At 32.5% G+C, this 19,703-nt stretch carries 16 protein-coding genes; 11 read left to right on the top strand and 5 right to left on the bottom strand.

The genetic code is table 11. From position 1 onward, the window contains the following. Nucleotides 1-157: 157 nt before the first annotated feature. Complete coding sequence (locus HW119_RS00495; RefSeq protein ID WP_177760768.1) at nt 158-2,566, bottom strand: hypothetical protein; 2,409 nt, start codon at nt 2,564-2,566, stop codon at nt 158-160. A 91-nt stretch (nt 2,567-2,657) separates the two neighbouring features. Between HW119_RS00495 and HW119_RS00490 the strand changes: the two genes are divergently transcribed. Both HW119_RS00490 and HW119_RS00485 read left to right on the top strand, forming a co-directional pair. After that, entirely contained in the window at nt 2,658-3,266 is a 609-nt protein-coding gene (locus tag HW119_RS00490; protein ID WP_410503966.1) for a thioredoxin family protein, read from the top strand. A 192-nt stretch (nt 3,267-3,458) separates the two neighbouring features. Next, nucleotides 3,459-4,991: an FMN-binding glutamate synthase family protein gene (locus HW119_RS00485; protein ID WP_177760765.1), complete on the top strand. Its 1,533-nt coding sequence runs from the start codon at nt 3,459-3,461 to the stop codon at nt 4,989-4,991. A 26-nt stretch (nt 4,992-5,017) separates the two neighbouring features. On the opposite strand, the gene HW119_RS00480 is transcribed toward HW119_RS00485, so the two are convergent. From HW119_RS00480 to HW119_RS00470, 3 genes are all read right to left on the bottom strand, one after another. After that, nucleotides 5,018-5,563, bottom strand: a complete 546-nt coding sequence (locus HW119_RS00480) for a hypothetical protein (protein WP_177760763.1) — start codon at nt 5,561-5,563, stop codon at nt 5,018-5,020. Between the two features lie 101 nt (nt 5,564-5,664). Further along, a complete protein-coding gene (locus HW119_RS00475) occupies nt 5,665-6,231 on the bottom strand; it encodes an acetate uptake transporter (protein ID WP_177760761.1) in 567 nt (188 codons plus the stop codon). Between the two features lie 232 nt (nt 6,232-6,463). Beyond that, on the bottom strand, nt 6,464-7,396 hold the full coding sequence (locus tag HW119_RS00470) for a peptidylprolyl isomerase (protein ID WP_177760759.1): 933 nt from the start codon (nt 7,394-7,396) through the stop codon (nt 6,464-6,466). Between the two features lie 175 nt (nt 7,397-7,571). Between HW119_RS00470 and trmD the strand changes: the two genes are divergently transcribed. From trmD to rplS, 3 genes are all read left to right on the top strand, one after another. Beyond that, nucleotides 7,572-8,252 (top strand): tRNA (guanosine(37)-N1)-methyltransferase TrmD, encoded by a 681-nt coding sequence (gene trmD, locus HW119_RS00465; protein ID WP_177760757.1) that lies wholly within the window; start codon nt 7,572-7,574, stop codon nt 8,250-8,252. Nucleotides 8,253-8,337: 85 nt separating this feature from the next. Next, on the top strand, nt 8,338-9,189 hold the full coding sequence (locus HW119_RS00460; RefSeq protein WP_177760755.1) for a TraB/GumN family protein: 852 nt from the start codon (nt 8,338-8,340) through the stop codon (nt 9,187-9,189). A 168-nt stretch (nt 9,190-9,357) separates the two neighbouring features. Beyond that, the gene (gene rplS, locus HW119_RS00455) at nt 9,358-9,714 is read left to right on the top strand and encodes a 50S ribosomal protein L19 (protein ID WP_177760753.1); all 357 of its coding nucleotides are present in this window, start codon (nt 9,358-9,360) and stop codon (nt 9,712-9,714) included. Between the two features lie 57 nt (nt 9,715-9,771). On the opposite strand, the gene HW119_RS00450 is transcribed toward rplS, so the two are convergent. Continuing rightward, nucleotides 9,772-10,437, bottom strand: coding sequence for a helix-turn-helix domain-containing protein (locus HW119_RS00450; protein WP_177760751.1), 666 nt, complete (start codon nt 10,435-10,437; stop codon nt 9,772-9,774). Nucleotides 10,438-10,531: 94 nt separating this feature from the next. Here HW119_RS00450 and HW119_RS00445 point away from each other — a divergent pair, with 94 nt between their 5' ends. The 6 genes from HW119_RS00445 to HW119_RS00420 all read left to right on the top strand — a co-directional run bounded on the left by HW119_RS00445 (nt 10,532) and on the right by HW119_RS00420 (nt 19,671). Further along, nucleotides 10,532-10,924: a molecular chaperone Tir gene (locus HW119_RS00445; protein WP_177760749.1), complete on the top strand. Its 393-nt coding sequence runs from the start codon at nt 10,532-10,534 to the stop codon at nt 10,922-10,924. A gap of 12 nt (nt 10,925-10,936) precedes the next feature. Next, the gene (locus HW119_RS00440; protein WP_177760747.1) at nt 10,937-11,635 is read left to right on the top strand and encodes a PspA/IM30 family protein; all 699 of its coding nucleotides are present in this window, start codon (nt 10,937-10,939) and stop codon (nt 11,633-11,635) included. Between the two features lie 75 nt (nt 11,636-11,710). After that, a complete protein-coding gene (locus HW119_RS00435) occupies nt 11,711-11,905 on the top strand; it encodes a DUF4177 domain-containing protein (protein WP_177760744.1) in 195 nt (64 codons plus the stop codon). Between the two features lie 28 nt (nt 11,906-11,933). After that, nucleotides 11,934-12,617, top strand: a complete 684-nt coding sequence (locus tag HW119_RS00430) for an OB-fold-containig protein (RefSeq protein ID WP_177760742.1) — start codon at nt 11,934-11,936, stop codon at nt 12,615-12,617. 87 nt (nt 12,618-12,704) lie between these two features. After that, a complete protein-coding gene (locus tag HW119_RS00425; RefSeq protein ID WP_177760740.1) occupies nt 12,705-14,789 on the top strand; it encodes a flotillin family protein in 2,085 nt (694 codons plus the stop codon). 49 nt (nt 14,790-14,838) lie between these two features. Further along, on the top strand, nt 14,839-19,671 hold the full coding sequence (locus tag HW119_RS00420) for a DNA repair ATPase (protein ID WP_177760738.1): 4,833 nt from the start codon (nt 14,839-14,841) through the stop codon (nt 19,669-19,671). The last annotated feature ends 32 nt before the right edge of the window (nt 19,672-19,703 follow it).

The following is a 19,703-nucleotide window of genomic DNA, read 5'->3' as shown; positions in this document are numbered from 1 at the left end:
TGGATGTGATTTTTAATCAATTTTTAGCTTTATTCGAAAAGGGTTCAACTGTAAAAACAGTCAAACCCATCTTAATTCTGTTTCCACAAAATTTTGGGCAGTGTCTTAAAAAAAAATCAAGGATCTAACTGATGAGGTTAGATCCTTGATTTTTTTATTATTTAGTTAAAACAATTTCTAATGTAGATTCTGTTTTCTCTTTATTGTAGGTAATAATAGATGTGTCCACTTTGAAAACACTAATTTTTGTCGCTTCTTCTTTAGTTACAACTTTACCATTTACTGTAACTTTTGTCACACTCGGATTCATTATAGATTTCACAAATTGACGTTGTAAATGATTCCCAAAATTAGTTGTTAAGGTAATGTCGTTTTCTTTTTTTCTTTCGTTTTCAGCAGCTTGTTTTGCTTCAGCTTCTAAACGTGCAATTTCAGCTTTTCTATTTTCTTCAGCTTTTTTTGCTTCTGCTGCTAAACGAATTTCTTCAGTCTTTCTAGCTTCCTCAGCTTTTTTTGCTTCCGCAGCTAAACGATCTGCTTCTTTTTTCGCTTCTGCTGCTAAACGAGTTTCTTCAGCCTTTCTAGCTTCCTCAGCTTTTTTCGCTTCCGCTGCTAAACGGTCCGCTTCAGCTTTTCTAGCTTCTTCGACTTTCTTTGCCTCCGCTGCTAAACGAGCTTCTTCAGCCTTTCTAGCTTCCTCGGCTTTTTTCGCTTCTGCTACTAAACGATCAGCTTCCGCTTTTCTAGCTTCCTCGACTTTTTTCGCTTCCGCTGCTAAACGAGCTTCTTCAGCTTTTCTAGCTTCCTCAGCTTTTTTCGCTTCAGCTGCTAATCGGTCTGCTTCAGCCTTTCTAGCTTCCTCAGCTTTTTTTGCTTCAGCTTCTAAACGAGCAATTTCAGCCTTTCTAGCTTCCTCGGCTTTTTTCGCTTCTGCTGCTAATCGGTCTGCTTCAGCTTTTCTAGCTTCCTCAGCTTTTTTTGCTTCAGCTTCTAAACGAGCAATTTCAGCTTTTCTTGCTTCTTCTGCTTTTTTCGCTTCAGCCGCTAGACGTTCTGCTTCTTTTTTTGCTTCAGCTTTTCTGTCTTCTTCAACTTTCTTTGCTTCAGCTTCTAAACGAGCAATTTCAGCCTTTCTAGCTTCCTCGGCTTTTTTCGCTTCAACCGCTAGACGTTCTTCTTCTTTTTTCGCTTCAGCTTTTCTGTTTTCTTCAACTTTCTTTGCTTCAGCTTCTAAACGAGCTACTTCAGCTTTTCTAGCTTCTTCGGCTTTTTTTGCTTCAGCTGCTAGACGATCTGCTTCTTTTTTCGCTTCAGCTTTTCTGTCATCCTCAACTTTCTTTGCTTCAGCTTCTAAACGAGCTACTTCAGCTTTTCTAGCTTCCTCAGCTTTTTTCGCTTCTTCGGCTAGACGATCCGCTTCTTTTTTCGCTTCAGCTTTTCTGTTATCTTCAACTTTCTTTGCTTCAGCTTCTAAACGAGCAATTTCAGTTTTTCTTGCTTCTTCTGCTTTTTTCGCTTCAGCCGCTAGACGTTCTGCTTCTTTTTTTGCTTCAGCTTTTCTGTCTTCTTCGACTTTCTTTGCTTCAGCTACTAGACGTTCTGCTTCTTTTTTTGCTTCAGCTTTTCTATCTTCTTCGACTTTCTTTGCTTCTGCGGCTAGACGATCCGCTTCTTTTTTCGCTTCAGCTTTTCTGTCATCTTCAACTTTTTTTGCTTCAGATTCTAAACGAGCTAATTCAGCTTTTCTAGCTTCCTCGGCTTTTTTCGCTTCTGCGGCTAGACGATCCGCTTCTTTTTTCGCATCAGCTTTTCTATCTTCTTCAACTTTCTTTGCTTCAGCCGCTAGACGTTCTGCTTCTTTTTTCGCCTCAGCAGCTAAACGTTCCGCTTCTTTTTTTACTTCAGCTTTTCTGTCTTCTTCGACTTTCTTTGCTTCCGCTGCTAAACGTTCCGCTTCTTTTTTTATTTCAGCTTTTCTATCTTCCTCCGCTTTCTTTGCTTCAGCCGCTAAACGTTCTGCTTCTTTTTTTGCTTCTGCTTCTGCTTCTAAACGAGCTATTTCAGCCTTTCTATTTTCTTCAGCTTTTTTTGCTTCCGCTGCTAAACGTTCCGTTTCAGCTTTTTTTGCTTCTTCAGCTTTTTTCTTTTCTTCAAGTTTTTTCGCTTCAGCAGCTAAACGATCTGCTTCAGCTTTTCTTGCAGCTTTAGCTTCAGCTTCTTTAGCTTTTTCATAGACCAAATTCAATTGTTTTGAATCGATTTGTCTACCTCCAGCTCCGAATTTTAATGATTTAAATCTTGATTTTAAAGTGATTACGACAACTCCATGCTTAGCAGGTTCACCGAAAATAGAGAAGCCATCTTCTTCATCAAGAGTAATATAAGTGTCGATATACTCTTCTTTTAATTTTAAAAACTCGGAATATTTAACGATATATCCATTAACGATTACCATTGGAATTGCATCTATCTTGATATTCTGATATTCAGTATCTCTTTGAGTAACAGTATTTACTGTAACTCCTACAAAACCAAGTAAAAAAACGCTAATATATTTTATATTCATAGATGTTTAATTTTAATCAAAGATAAAAACATTTTTCACTCTATTAAAAAAGAAGTTAGATTAATTAATGATTAAAGATATTTTTTATTATATGAAAAATAACGTTAATTTTATAAAAATGTTGTTTGATATGAGTAAAGCTTTTTCTGAAATGATTCCGCTAGGAATTAAAGCGCATGATTTTGTATTAGAAGATGTAACTTCTAAACGGAAATATTCTTTTGATGATGTTAAAGGAGAAAAAGGAACTTTGATTTTCTTTATATGTAATCATTGTCCATATGTTCATCATGTTATAGATGAATTAATTATGATTGCAAATGATTATCGAGTTCAAGGAATTGGATTCGCTGCAATTTCGAGTAATGACTTTGAAGCTTATCCAGACGATGCACCAAATAAGATGATTGATTTTGCTTTTGATCATAATTTTGAATTTCCTTATTTGATTGATTATGATCAGGAAGTCGCAAAGAAATATAACGCAAGTTGTACACCTGATTTTTATTTGTATGATCAACAAAATAAATTAATTTATCACGGTCAAATTGATGATTCTCGTCCTGGAAATAACATTCCAACTAGTGGAAATGATCTTAGAAATGCAATCGATTCAATTTTATATAATCGTTCTTTAAATTCTGTTCAAAAACCTAGTATGGGCTGTAATATTAAATGGAAAAAAAATAGTGTATTATAAAAACTTTTTTAACTTTGTGGCACTATTTTTTTAGTAAAATAATCTGTTTTTTATCTTGTTTTTAAAAAAATCATAAATTAAGTACGATAAATTTACGGTTTTGATAAATTGTGTAGAAAAAAAACAGGTTTCAAGATTAAATAGTATAAACAATAAAACAACAACCTTAAAATTTAAGTTAGAAGAAAACTTATGTTACATCAAAAATTTTTAAATCGTTTTGTTATTCGCCAAATTATTTGGACAGTTGTCATCATTTATTTAGCAGTTACAATTGGACTGGTTATTTTTAAAGGTCATAATTTGTTGACTTTAATTTTGCCATTAGTTTTGTTTTTTCTTGCATATACAGATGCTTTTCAAACAAAACATACCATCAGAAAAAACTATCCGATTATTGGAAGGTTGAGATATATTTTAGAATCTGTTCGTCCAGAACTAAGACAATATTTCTTTGAAGGCGAGTTAGATGGAAAACCATTTAATAGACGTGAGCGTTCAATTGTTTATCAAAGAGCTAAAAATGAAAAACAAACCGTTTCATTTGGTATGCAAGATGATCCAAATCGTATTGGTTATGAGTGGGCTTCACATTCTGTTTATCCTAAACATGTAACTGATTTCAATTTTAGAACTACTATTGGAAATTCTTCATGTAAACAACCTTATAGCGCAAGTATTTACAATATCAGTGCGATGAGTTATGGCGCTTTGAGTAAAAAAGCAATTACAGCTTTGAACAAAGGTGCTCAATTAGGTGGTTTTGCTCATAATACAGGAGAAGGAGGTATCTCTGATTATCACAGATCAGGAGGTGACTTAATCTGGCAAATTGGTACAGGATATTTTGGTTGTAGAACTAAAGATGGAAAATTCGACGGAGATTTATTCAAAGAAAGAACAGCTTATCCAGAAGTTAAAATGATTGAGCTAAAACTTTCTCAAGGAGCTAAACCAGGACATGGAGGATTATTACCTGCTGAAAAAAATACAATTGAAGTGTCTAAAATCAGAAATGTTGAACCATTCACGACTGTACATTCACCATCTTCACATTCCGCATTTTCTGACGCAAACGGATTAGTTCATTTTATTCAACGTTTGAGAGATCTTTCTGGAGGTAAGCCAGTTGGGTTTAAAATTTGTATTGGTCGAAAAGATGAATTCATTGAAATTGTTGAAGCAATGAAATCTAATAATATCTATCCTGATTTTATTACAGTAGATGGTGCTGAAGGTGGAACAGGAGCAGCTCCCTTAGAGTTTATTGACTATATGGGAATGGCTTTGTCTGATGCTTTGGTTTTTGTAAACAAAACTTTAAAAGAATACGGAATAAGAGAAAATATCAAGATTATTGCTGCTGGTAAAGTTATTTCAGCTTTTGATTTAGCAAAAAATATGGCACTAGGTGCAGATGCTTGTTATAGTGCTCGTGGAATGATGTTCGCTTTAGGATGTATCCAAGCGTTACAATGTGATAGTGGTCATTGTCCAGTTGGAATTGCTACTCAAGATCCGTTGTTATATAAAGGAATGGATATTACAGATAAATCTGTTCGTGTTGCTACTTTCCATAAAAATACAATGAAGGCTTTTGGTGAGTTTATTTCGGCTTGTGGTTTTGAAAAACCATCGGAGATTAAACCAGAAACATTTCATAAACGTATCGAACATGGAAAAAATTTAACATTCGCTGAAATGTATTTTAACGATAAAAAATAAAAAAACAGGAAGCTTAATTAAGCTTCCTATTTTTTTTCCATAACTATGTCAAGTGGTTTGTTTGTAACTTTTCTACCAAATTGCATAGCTTTTGCTCTTTCTTCTGAGGTACATAAAACGTACATATTGTAACTTGCTAAAGGAATAAATTGTGTTTTGAAATTCCCACCGTTTTCTTCACCATCGACATCCTCAACTTTTATGTTGTAATTTTCTGCAGGAAAAGTATTTGAAACTGTTAATAAATAATGATCATTTGCAAAATAATAAAACCATTTTCCTTCTTCGGTAATTGGAATTCGTTTGTTTTGTTCGTTTATTTTATAGTTTCTAGTAAATAAAAGTGGTTTACCAGAATTTATCCAACTTAAATTATTATTCTCATTTATTACTTCATTTCCATCTAAATCTACGATACTGATTTTGAGATTATCAATTGTTTTTGATTTTCCATCTTCATGCGGATGAACTACAAAATAGGAAGTAAAATCATAGCCGCAGTGAATGGGAACGTCAATTTGGGCAAATGAAAAGATAGGAAATAATAATAAAGAGTGTATTATTTTCTTCATTTTGAAAGTTTTTCCAAAAATACAATTTTAATAATTAAAAAAATCCTCAAAAAACTAAAATTAGTGTTAATGAGGATTTTAAAATTAAAATAATTATAGAATTACATTGGTAATACGTTTTTTTGATATTTATGATTGATCATAATTGCGCTTCCTTCATAAAAAGCGACAAAACCACATAGAATGCCTTCGAATCCTGCTAGTCTACCAATCCAAGTTATTCCTGTAAAATTAAAGGTTGATAATAAAGCAAATAAGATTACTAACAAGCCGAATAAAATTTTACCAACCCTTAAACCGTTTAACGTTTGAAGAAAAAACACAAAAGCAAATAATCCCCACATGGCTAAATAACAGCCCATTGAAACGGAATCAGGTTTTGGTAAACCTGCCGCTGTAGCTATCCAAATGAAAACAAGAGAAAGCCAAAAAGCACCAAAAGACATAAATGCAACGCTCCCAAATTGATTTCCTCTTTTCCATTCCATAACACCCGCGCAGAATTGTGAAATTCCTCCAAAGAAAATTCCCATTCCCATAATCATGGTATCGATTGGATAAAAACCGGCATTATGAATATTTAGTAAAATTGTGGTCAAAGCAAATCCAAATAAACCAATTGGGCCAGGATTTGAAGTTTGATCTTTTAAATGTAAGTACTCACTCATCTTTTTAAATTTTTACAAGTATAAAAAGAATCGTTAAACTGACCATTCAAAGATTCGTAATAATAAAACTAATAAAAACGATATGTTTTTTTTAATCTTAAAATTTATTAATTATATTAAAATTTAACATATTTCGTCTTTTTTGATCTTCTTAAAGACTACGTATGTGTCATTTTTTAACAAAAAAAAGCCCTTCATTTCTGAAGAGCTCATTTAATATTTAGTGAATATATTATTTTACGTCCATTAATTCAACGTCGAAAATTAAAACAGCATTCGGAGGAATAACTCCACCGGCTCCACGTGAACCATAACCTAAATGAGATGGAATTACAAAACGAGCTTTATCACCCACTTTTAATAATTGAATTCCTTCGTCCCAACCTTCGATTACTTGTCCAACTCCTAATGTAAATTCAATTGGATCTTTGCGTTTAAATGAATTGTCAAATTCCTTTCCGTTTACTAATTGACCTTTATAATGAACAGCAACTTTTTTACCTTTTTCAGCTTGTTTTCCGTTTCCTTTTTGGATAAACTGGTAACGTAAACCGCTTTCTGTAGTTTCAAAACCAGCAGCGATTGCATCTAATTCTGCAGCAGCAGCGGCTTTTTCAGCAGCAATTCTTTTTTCACGAGAACCTTCAAAAGTACGGAAAGCTTCAACCGCATTCCAGTTTTTAGCTTCTTCACCAACTCTGATAATTTCTACGCTTTCTAAAACATCTGATTGTTCAACTGCATCCACAATTTCTTGACCTTCTACTACATGTCCAAAAACAGTATGATTATTATCTAACCAAGGCGTAGCAATGTGTGTGATGAAAAATTGAGATCCGTTTGTTCCAGGACCCGCATTTGCCATTGATAAAATTCCTGGTTTATCGTGTTTTAATTCTGGATGAAATTCATCATCAAACTTATAACCTGGATCACCAGTTCCTGTTCCTTTTGGACATCCACCTTGAATCATGAAATCCGAAATCACGCGGTGAAATTTTAATCCGTCGTAATATGGTTTTCCTTGTGGACGTGCTTTGTTTTCTAAGTTTCCTTCTGCTAAAGCAACAAAGTTACCAACAGTTCCAGGTGTTTTATCGTGAGTTAATTTAACTAAAATCGAACCTTTTTCGGTGTTGAATTTTGCATAAATTCCGTCTTGCATCTTTATCTGATTTAAAATAAATAAGTACAAAGATACATATTTTGGCTGTAATTTAAATTGAGTTACGATTTGTAATCGTTAAAAAACACTTAATTATTTACGATTATTCAAAAAGCTAAAATATTGTTACTATTTAGTTTGGTAAAATGGTTTATTTTTGCACAAAATTAGAATTATGCGTATTGATATTATTACCGTTTTACCTGAGCTGATTAAAAGTCCGTTTGAAGCTTCGATTCTTAAAAGAGCAATTGCTAAAGGATTGGTAGAAGTTCATTTCCATAATCTTAGAGATTATAGTACAAACAAACATAAAAATGTCGATGATTATCAGTTTGGTGGTGGGGCAGGAATGGTGATGAGTATTGAGCCGATTGATGCTTGTATAACTAAACTTAAAAGTGAACGTACTTACGACGACGTTATTTATATGTCTCCAGATGGTGAAACTTTGGATCAACAAATGGCTAATTCGTTGTCGATGGTTGAAAATATCATTATTTTATGTGGTCATTATAAAGGTGTCGATCAACGTGTTCGCGATCATTTTATAACGCGTGAAGTTTCGATTGGTGATTATGTACTTTCTGGAGGTGAACTTGGAGCTGCAGTTCTTTGCGATACTATTATTCGATTAATTCCAGGAGTTTTATCTAACGAGACTTCTGCTTTGACAGATAGTTTTCAAGATAATTTATTAGCTCCACCAATTTATACTCGTCCGGCTGAATATAAAGGATGGAAAGTTCCGGATATTTTATTGAGTGGAAATTTTCCTGAAATTGAAAAATGGCGCGAGCAAAAAGCTTACGAACATACATTAAATCGTAGACCTGATTTGTTAGATAAAGAATAATCTGAATATAAATTCAGATTTTTTTTATTTTTAAATGTAACGTTTTTAAAATTCGGTTACTTACTTGTAAATTAAACTTTAAATCATGAAAAATCTTAGTTCTGCTTTATTCACATTTGTATTATTTTTAGTTTCTTCTGTAGGATTTACTCAAAATGAAAATTCATTATTATGGAAAGTTTCAGGAAACGGCTTAGAAAAACCTTCGTATGTTTTTGGAACCATTCATATGATTTGTGAAGAAGATTATTTCTTTACAGAACAATTTCAAAATGCATTATCTAATTCTGATGTATTAGCAACTGAAATTGATTTTAGTAATATGCAAGAAATGATGGAAATGCAACAAGCGATGCAATCGAATATTTCTTTGAAAGAAAGAATTTCAGCAGATCAATACGCAAAACTAACAACTTTATTAAAAGAGAAATTAGATTTAGATATCATGATGTTTGATAAAATTTCAGAAAGTGGAATTGCAAGTATGATTACCATGAAATCTTTTCCATGCGAGAATTTTAAAATGTATGAAATGGAATTGATTCAAAAAAGTTTGGTTGATAAAAAGGCTTTAACTGGATTGGAAAGCGTAAAAGAGCAAATGATAATTATGAAAGATCATCTAAATATTGATGCTTCTATTAAAATGTTAGAAGAACTTGGTACTGATGTAGATTCTAACAAAGAAATGGTTTCACTTTATAAATCTCAAAATATTGATAAGCTTTTAGAATTGTTAAAAGAATCAAGTTATATGAACCCAAAGGCTTACGATGAATTTGTAGTAAATAGAAATAACAATTGGGTTTTAAAAATGCCTGAAATGATGAAAACCAATGCAACTTTTTTTGCTGTCGGTGCTGCTCATTTAGGTAGTAAAGACGGTGTGTTGGATTTGTTACGTAAAGCAGGTTATAAAGTAGAAGCTGTAAAATAGATGTAATTCGTTGTTTATTAAAAGATTAAATGATATTAAAATCTAAAAAAGCATTTTGTAATATTTGATTTCATATTAAAAAAATAATTATATTTGCACTTCATTTGGATCAACCTCTAGCGAGAAACGTGTACGTTGTTCTGATTTAACCTAAATTCAATTTAAGCAATGGCTTTAGATTTATTAAAATTCGTTCAAGACGAATTCGTTACTAAAAAAGATTTCCCTACTTTCAAAGCTGGAGATACAATCACAGTTTATTATGAAATTAAAGAGGGTGACAAAACTAGAACTCAGTTCTTCAAAGGAGTTGTAATCCAAAGAAGAGGTGCAGGAACTACTGAAACTTTCACAATCCGTAAAATGTCTGGAAACGTTGGTGTTGAGCGTATCTTCCCAATCAACATGCCAGCTTTACAGAAAATTGAAGTTAACCAAAGAGGTAAAGTTCGTAGAGCTCGTATCTTCTACTTCAGAGAACTTACTGGTAAAAAAGCTAAAATTAAAGAATTACGTCGTAAGTAATCTTTTAATTAAGACCATAAAAAACTCCATTCAAATTGAATGGAGTTTTTTTTGTTTCTATTTGTAAACTTTTTTGTAAACCGAATACAGTTGATAAAAGTGTTGAATTTGTTCAATCTCAAATTCAATTTTCTTCCATTGATTCAATTCTAAAATGAGTTTATCTTCTTCTTGACGATATTTTCCAATCATTACGTCATCTTCTACTAAAAATAATCCAAATTTATCTTCAAGTAAATGAAGATTTTCAACTTCTAAATTTTCGAAAAATAAGATAGTTGGTTCTTCGTATGGAAAATCAATCGGAGCACCCATTCCCGAATTATATTCTAATGCAATGAAATTATGCGAATTGTAAATCGGAAAAAATATGGATGGATATTTGTCAATATTCGATTCTAAATCCTTTTTTTCTTGTAAAACTTCCCTAGATAAAAATGGAATCTTGCTCATATTTTTAACATTTTGTAAAGGATTACCTTCTTCGAAGTAGTTGTCAAAATGTAAAATTTCATTTACAGTTAAGTTTTTTTCAATCAAATGACCTATGGGTATGCTAAAATATTTAGCAATTTTGCTAATGGTTTCGATTTTTGGTTCTGCACGTTTTTCTTCGTATGAAGATATATTTCCACGGCTAACTTCAAATAAATCAGCAAATGATTGTTGTGTTAGATTCTTTACTTGTCTTAATTTCTTTATGTTTTCACCAATCTTTGTCATTTTAAGAAAATTTTAACATTTCAATTTGCTAATTATTTTAGCAAATTGTTTAATTTTATGGGAGCAAATTACAAAAAACACAATTAACATCAAAATGAATTATTTCTCTAAAGTTGAATCTTATATTCGAAATGTAGATTATACCATTTCTTACAGTAATGAAAGCGAAGGTGTTTTTATGATTGAGAATCTAATGGACGGCATTCAAAACTTAATTGTTGGAATTGCGCCGCCAATTATAATTTTCGAATTGTATTTGTTTACACTTACAAACGAAAATAGTGAAATGTTTAAAGCCTTGTTGATGAAAAATCGCGATATCATTCACGGTGCTTTTGCAATCACAGAAGACGGTACAAAAGTAATTTATCGTTACACGCTTCAAATTTCAAATCTGGACCAAAACGAGTTTGAAGCAACTTTAAATTCTTTAAGTTTATTAATGAGCGAATATTCTGCTCAAATCATTGAATTTTCTAAACAATAAAAAATAATTAAAATGAATATTTTTAAACGCATATTTAGAATCGGTCAAGCCGAAATACATTCGGTAGTCGAAAAAATGGAAGAACCAATTAAAATGACCGAACAAGGAATTCGTGAAATGCGCGAAGACTTAAATCAAGCCTTAGAAGCTTACGCAAAAGTAAAAGCGATGGCAATTAGAACTCAAAATTCGGTTAACACAAAAAGAAAAGAAGCCCAAGATTATGAAAACAAAGCGGTTTTGCTATTAGAAAAAGCTAATCGAGAAGAAATTTCTGTTGAACAAGCTGAATCTCTTGCTAAAGAAGCTTTGATGATTAAGAAACGTTTATTGGAAGAAATTACCGAATTGGAATATCAAGTTACGGTTCATGAAAAATCTGCCGAAGAAGTTCAGAAGAACACAGAAGTTTTAAAGTTCAATATCAATAAATGGGAAAACGAATTAACGACTTTAAAAGCACGTGTTCGTGTAGCAAATGCTACAAAAATGGTGAACAAGCAAATGGCAAAAATCGATTCGAATAGCACTGTTAGTATGCTAGAACGTATGAAAAATAAAGTCGAAGAAGACGAAGCTTTAGCGCAAGCTTACGGTTCTATGGCGAATAACACCAAAACCATTGATGATGAGATTAACGAAACTTTAAAAGGTGATTTAATCGAAAACGAATTAGAAGCCTTGAAACTTAAAATTAAAAACAAAGAATAATTAAATATCACTGTTTTTGATGATATTTTTTAATCAAAATTTATTGAATTTACTAAGAATTCAAACGTAAAAAAAATGATACGATACGAATATACAACTATTGAAATTTCTTGTAAAGTTGGATTTACAAAAGTTTCTGCTGATGTCGATAAAATAAATTTAGAATTTAATAAACTGGGAAGCCAAGGATGGGAACTTGTAACTTGTGCAACAATTGGAACGTCTGGTGTTTCTCAGCAAATTTATTACACATTTAAGCGACCAATATAAAACTAGTTCAACCAAATTAAAACGATAAATGACAGATTTACTAAACCTATTATTCAATCCATTGCCAAACGGAATTATGTCCATTTTAATGGGATTTTCATTAATCTATTGGATATTTCAATTTTTGGCTGGTGATGGATTTGATTTCGGTGGCGATTCAGACATTCATTTAGGTGATATTTCTGACATTGATACCGATGCAGATTTTGACATTTCAGATGGAGCTGAAACAGCCGAACCTTCGTTTTTTGCTAAATGTTTAGATTTTATCAACGTCGGAAAAGTTCCGTTAATGGTCATCTTTACCATATTTAAATTCATAAGTTGGGTAATTACATTAGTTTCAACAACTGTTTTAGGTTTAGCTAAATTCGGAATTTGGTCAACATTAATATTAATTCCAGTTTTCATTATCGTTTTTATATTGATGCACTGGATTACAAAACCATTAGTAAAAGCATTTAAAGAATTGGGATATCACGGCGAAGAAGAAACCGATTTCATAGGACGAATCGGTAAAATGAAATCAACTATCGAAGGAGATAAAATCGGTTCGGCCGAATTCCCAATCGATAAAGATATTATCACTTTAAACATAAAAAGTTTGTCAGGCGAAAAAATCAATTTCGGAGATACCGTAATTATTACTGACGAAACTCCATCAAAACATTATTATCTAGTAACTAAACACATCACACTAAACTCTTTTTAATTATGATTTTTATTCATTTAATCCATTCAATTATCGAAACAACAATTACTTTCTTATTCAATTAAAACCAAAAAAAACTAATTATTTATGACAAATTTTATACTACTTGCTGTTGGAGTTATCGTTTTTATCATCATCGCGTTCTTCATCGTATTAAGTGTTTTCTATAAAAAAATCCCACAAGGAAAAGCTATTGTTCGTACTGGAGTTGGTGGTTCGCAAGTTGCTTTCAATAAAGGAATGTACGTAATTCCTGTTTTTCATAAAATGGAAATTATGGATATTTCTGTAAAGAAAATTGAAATCTCACGCCAACAAAACGAAGGTTTAATTTGTAAGGATAACATTCGTGCAGATATCAAAGTTGCGTTTTTCGTTCGCGTAAATAAATCTGTAAACGATGTTATTAATGTGGCTCAAAATTTAGGATGTGAGCGCGCGAGTGAACAAGAAACATTGAAAAGTATCTTCGAAGCAAAATTTTCAGAAGCTTTAAAAACGGTAGGAAAGAAATTCGATTTTATTGAATTATACGAAGCACGTCGTGAGTTTCGTGATGAAATTTTAAACATCATCGGAACTGATTTAAATGGATATATTTTAGATGATTGTGCAATTGATTATTTAGAACAAACCGAGTTACAATATTTAAGTCCGGATAACATTTTAGATTCTGAAGGAATTAAAAAAATCACTGAATTAACGGCGCAACAAAATATGAACGCGAATTTAATTCGACGTGAAGAAGAAAAAGTAATCAAAAAACAAAACGTTGAAGCACGTGAAGCAATTTTAGAATTAGACCGTCAATTAGCTGAAAAAGAAGAACGTCAACGCAGAGAAATTGACAATATCAAAGCTCGTGAAGATGCTGAAATTACTAAAGTTCGTGAAGAAGAACGTTTAAAAGCAGAGACCGTTCGTATCACAACCGAAGAGCAATTAGCGATTCAGGAAGAAAATAAATTACGTCAAATCATCATCGCTGAGAAAAATAAATTACGTACCGATGCTGTTGAAACCGAGCGTGTAGAAAAAGACCGCGCGTTAGAACAAACCGAGCGCGAAAGAATTGTGACGTTAGCACAAATTGATAAAGAACGTTCAATTGAGGTTGAAAAGAAAAACATTCAAGGTGTTATCAAAGAACGTGTAATGCTTGAAAAAGGAGTTGTTGAAGAGCAACAAGGTGTAAAAGATGTAGAAGTTTTCCGTGAAGTTGAACGTAACAAACAAGCTGGAATCATCGCTGCATCGCAAGAAGCAGAAGAGCGTTTAATCGAAACTGTAAAAGCTGCCGAAGCTGCAAAAATCGCATCTGAACAAGAAGCAGCTCGTTTAGTAATCGAGGCTGATGCACAAAAATTAGTTGCTGAACGAAAAGCACAAGAATTATTAATTGAAGCTGAAGCGAAAAAAGAAGCATCGGCAAGAGATGCAGAAGCTCGTAAAATTATCGCTGAAGCACAAGCGAAAGAAGAAGCTGCAATTGGTTTATCTGAAGCAGAAGTTATGGTTGCTAAAGCAGATGCTGAAGAAAGACAAGGTTCTGTTGAAGCTATTGTTATCGAGAAAAAAGCAGAAGCTTTACGTAAAGAAGGTTTAGCACAAGCTGAAGTAGTTCGTGAAAAAGCATTTGCAGAAGCGAAAGGAATTGAAGAAAAAGCGGAAGCAATGAAGAAATTAGATGGTGTTGGAAAAGAACACGAAGAATTCAAGTTGCAATTACAAAAAGAGAAAGATATCGAATTGGCGCAAATTAACATTCAAAAAGATATTGCAGGAGCGCAAGCTGAAGTTTTATCTAACGCATTGAAATCTGCGAAAATTGACATCGTTGGTGGAGAAACTATGTTCTTCGAAAATATTGTTAAGCAAGTTTCAAACGCAAAAGGTTTCGACCATTTAATCAATAATTCAAAACACGCAACCGATATCAAAAATGCGTTGATTGACGAAAATGGAGAAGGAGATTTAGCGGGAAAAATCCGTTCGATTTCTGAGAAATACGGAATTTCTTCAAATGATATTAAAAACTTAACCATTACTGCAGCGTTAATCAAATTGCAACAAGCAGCAACTGCTTCAGGAAATAATGAAGACACAGGTTTCATTAATTCGTTGTTCGGAATTGCGAATCAATTGGGAATTGCAAATCAAAAATTGAGATAAGCTAATTTGTTTATCCGATTGATTTAACCACCTTTTAGATTTTATTTTAATGCAAAAAGAAAACATAAATGTTACCGAAACGCTTGATGCAGGTGCGTATGAAATCATAAGAAAAAGGCTCCTTACACAAAAGGAGCTGCTTTCTACCGATTTACAAAAATTGAACGAAGCTCGTAAAGAAGTTTTCAATTCAACCAACTTTGCATTAAGTGCCAACCAACGCATAACTACTGAAAATACGTGTGTTGCCAGAGGAATTATCGCTTTCGATGAATTGTGTATTTTTGGATACAACGTTCATTTCGGATTGCGAACCGATATTCAATTGAGCGATGTTTTCAGTATTTATTCGTTTCAAGAAAATCAGTTTATACCGCATTCGTTAGATTTAATCGACGACAAAAATTTCTTTACCGATTTTCAAAATTTATATAAATATTACAGAGATTCGATTTTTTCTAAATTCAGAAAAACCGATAATTATCTGTATATGATTTTCCAAACCAGTAAAAGCGCGCAAGATTTAAAAGCGTTTAAATGGTTGATTAAAGATGGAAAATTAATTTATCAAGACGACAGAAGTATTCACGAAGTTCAAAGAGCCAATCCGTTTGATTTTGATTGGAACAAAACTTCGATTGACGACCGTCGTTTGGGACGTCATCCACATATTTCGATTTTGGATAAAGTTTTCATCGAATCGATTAATGGCGATATTACTTTTAAAGTTGAAGATAATACAGAAACCGGAAAAGGAATTTATTCCGAAAAAGTTACTAATGTTGACCAACAATTAGATGATGCCGAATATTTTTATGCCGATTTAGGAAATTTAATTGCTGTAAAAGTAAAACCGTTTCAAGAAGATTTTCGCGCATTTATTTTCAATGTTCGAACGAAGGAAGTGGTCAATATTCCTGCGCTATTAAATTCGGCAGTGCTATTGCCAGATAATCAAGGTTTGATTTTTTCAAATGGATATTATCTACAAAACGGAACCTATCATTTGTTTGATAATCAAATTAAAGATGCACAATTTTTCCGTCGTGTCAATTCGCCAAACGGAGAAGATTTTATGTACATCTTCAATCATCCTGAAACCAATACCTACGTTTTATTGTCGTACAACATCATTCAGCAAACAGTCGAAACACCGATTATTTGTAATGGTTTTACGATTTTTCAAGATGGAAGTTTAATTTATTTTAGAACCGAAGAAGAAGCAACACGTCATCATCAAGTACAAATTTGGGAAACGCCATTTGCAAATCAATTGATTGAAAATGCCACGCAAACCAATCATCCACTTTACAAAATCGGAAATAAAGATATTGTAAAAGCGATGGCAGAAGCGCAAGAAGTTATTCAATTAATCAACAAAGAAGATTCGTACGAAGGTTTGTATGAAGATATTGTTCGAAAATCGAATAACATTATCGATAGTTATTTTTGGATAAACACCAAAGAAACCTTTGAATTAGCGGTTCCGTTACAAGAAATCAAATCGATTGCAAATACTGCGATTGATGAATTTGCGAAAGTTCAAGTTCAGAAAAAATTCGCGCAAGAAAATTTAGAGCAAACCGAGAAAATCATCGAAGAAATTATTTTTAAGGTAAACAGTACCATTTACAATCAGTTAGATTTGTTGGTTGAACATTTAGCGGATGCTCGAAAATTACAAGGAAAAGTTATTGATTTACGTTCGATTCGTTATATCGATTTAGAACGTGTGCAAGATTTAGAAAATCAATTGACAGAAATCAATGAAAATTTATCTGCCAAAACGATTGCTTTTTTATTGTTGGATGAAGCTTTGATTCCGTACGAAGAAAAAGTTTCTGCACAAAAAGATTTGGTTGCTGCGATTGAAAAGGTTTTCGATGCCAAACAGATTGAAGAATCTTGCTTGAAAATCGCCTCTGAATTGGAATTGTTGATTGATATTCTCAACAGTTTAAAAATCGAAGATGCGACGCAAACAACCAAAATCATTGAAAAAATTTCGTTGATTTTTGCTTCACTAAATGAAGTTCGTGCGCAATTAACTCGTAAAACAAATGCGTTAAAAAGCAAAGAAGCAGTTGCAGAATTTGGTGCGCAAATGACTTTGTTGGAACAAAGCGTTGTAAACTTTTTAGAATTATCTTCAACTGCTGAAAAGACTGAAGAATACAACACAAAAATCATTGTTCAATTAGAAGAATTAGAAAGTAAATTTTCTGATTTTGATGATTTTGCTTTGAAAATTGCCGATAAACGCGATGAAATCATCAAAGTGTTTAACACCAAACGCGAACAATTGGTGGAGCAAACCAATAAACGCACGAATTCGTTAGAACAAATTGGTTTACGTGTTTTAAAAAATATCGAAAACAAAGCGAAAACATTTTCAGTTAAAGAAGAGATTTTAGCTTTTTATTCGTCGGATTTGATGATTGACAAAATGCGTCAAATCATCCAAGAATTGAAAGATTTAAAAGATGTTTCAAAAGCAGAAAATCTTGAAAATCAATTAAAAAAATCTCAAGAAGATACGCTTCGAGTTTTACGAGATAAAACGGAATTATTTGTCGATGGGCAAAATATCATTGCGCTTGGACAAAATAAATTTTCGGTAAATACGCAGCATTTAGCGTTGACTTTGTTGAATAGAAACAACGAATTGTTTTTCCATTTGACGGGAACGAGTTTTTATCATAAAGTAAAAAACGAAGAAATTTACCAATATCAATCGATTTGGAATCAAGAATTTGTTTCAGAAAATCAGTTGGTTTATCGTGCTGAATATTTGGCTTATCAAGCATTTTTGGTTCGAAACGAAAAAGATTTTGAAGCAGAAAAATTCATCAATCAAATCATTGAACAAAATTATTCTGAAGGTTACATAAAAGGCGTTCATAATTTTGATGCGCTGCAAATTTTCAATGCTTTGGTTGCGATAAATTCGAAATTAAATGTGTTGCAATTCGATTCGGAAACTCGAACAACTGCTCAGATTTTTTGGCATTCTTTAACTGAATCGTTACAAGAAAAATTAAAAGCAATGTTGGTTTCGGCTCAGTTGATTTTAAAGAATTTTCCAAATTCAAATCGTTTTCATTCTATCATAAACGAAATTAAAATTCGATTTGAAAATTGGCAAACCGATTGGGATAAATCCAAAACAACTTCAGAGAATATTGCGAATTATTTGTTTACAACGTGGACGAAATATCAAGCATTTTCGATGAGCAACGAAGCAGAATATTTCAATCGTGAATTTCATAATTATCTTGAAAAGAATAAAAATTCAGTTGATTTCAAGAACTTAATTTCTGATGAACGATTTTCGGAAACAGAGAAATTTTATTTAATCGAAAATTGGATTCATGCGTTTATTGATGAAAATGAAAAATATGTTTCGTACAGAAATGTGGTGAATGAAGTGGCAACAATGATTTTGTTTTCGGGAGATAAATATCATTTCAACGACGGTAATGCAACCATAGAAATTTTAGATTTAAAAGGAAATCACAACGTAATTGTTGATGGAATTTACAAACAAGATTATCACGAAATCATATCAAAATTAGAAAATTTCACTAAAGTTGATGTTCCAAATTATAAAGCTTTTCAAAACGTAAAAGAAGCCATTTCTAAAGCTTACGAAAAGGAATTAAAAATTAAAGAATTCGAACCAAAAGTTTTGACTTCATTTGTTCGAAATAAATTAATCAACGAAGTTTATTTTCCGTTAATCGGAAATAATTTAGCCAAACAATTGGGAACGGCAGGCGAGAATAAACGAACTGCAAGAATGGGAATGTTGTTGTTGATTTCGCCGCCGGGTTACGGAAAAACGACTTTGATGGAATATTTAGCCAAAACCATGGGCTTGCATTTTGTAAAAGTTAACGGACCAACCATCGGACATAATATTACGTCGATTGACCCGATTGAAGCGAAAACTTCGGGCGAACGTGAAGAGTTAAAGAAAATTAATTTAGCGTTTGAAATGGCTGATAACGTGATGTTATATTTGGATGATATTCAACATTTAAGTGCTGAATTTTTACAGAAATTCATTTCACTTGCCGACGGTCAACGAAAAATTGATGGAATTTTTGAAGGTGAAAGTAAAACGTACGATTTACGTGGCAAACGTTTTTGTATTGTGATGGCAGGAAATCCGTACACAGAAAGCGGTTCCAAATTTCAAATTCCAGATATGTTAGCCAATCGTGCTGATGTGTATAATTTGGGTGATGTGATTGGAGATACTGAAGCTTTGTTTAATTTAAGTTTGATTGAAAATGCAACGAGCGACAATCCGTATTTAGAAAAAATCGCTTCAAAAAGTTTGACAGATTTTTATAAGTTGGTGCATTTCGTTACAGAAAATCAAGAACAATTGCCTGATTTAGAAGGCAATTATCTGAAACAAGAAATTGACGATTTTATTTCGGTTTTAAAACATGTAATCAAAATTAGAAACGTAGTGGTAAAAGTCAATCAGAATTATATTTCGAGCGCTGCGATGCAAGATGATTACCGAATCGAACCGCCTTTTAAAATGCAAGGTTCGTACAGAAACATGTCGAAATTAGTTTCGAGAATTGTTCCGATGATGAACGAAAAAGAAATTGATGAAACGATTTTGGCGCATTACGAAAGTGAATCGCAAACGTTGACAACTGATACCGAATCGAATTTGTTGAAATTAAAAGAAATTGCAGGATTGATTTCCGGCGACGAAAAGCAACGTTGGGAAACCATCAAAGCAACCTTCGTGAAAAACAACAAACACGGTGGTTTAAATAAAGACGATAAAGTTTTGGCGCAGTTAATTGATTTCAACGAAAACTTAGAAGGAATTATTAATGCGATATTAAATAAATAAGCATAAAAAAATGAGGTTTTTTAGACCTCATT

This window comes from Flavobacterium sp. I3-2, assembly GCF_013389595.1.
Taxonomy (GTDB): domain Bacteria; phylum Bacteroidota; class Bacteroidia; order Flavobacteriales; family Flavobacteriaceae; genus Flavobacterium.
This window is presented reverse-complemented; position numbering and strand designations above follow the sequence as displayed.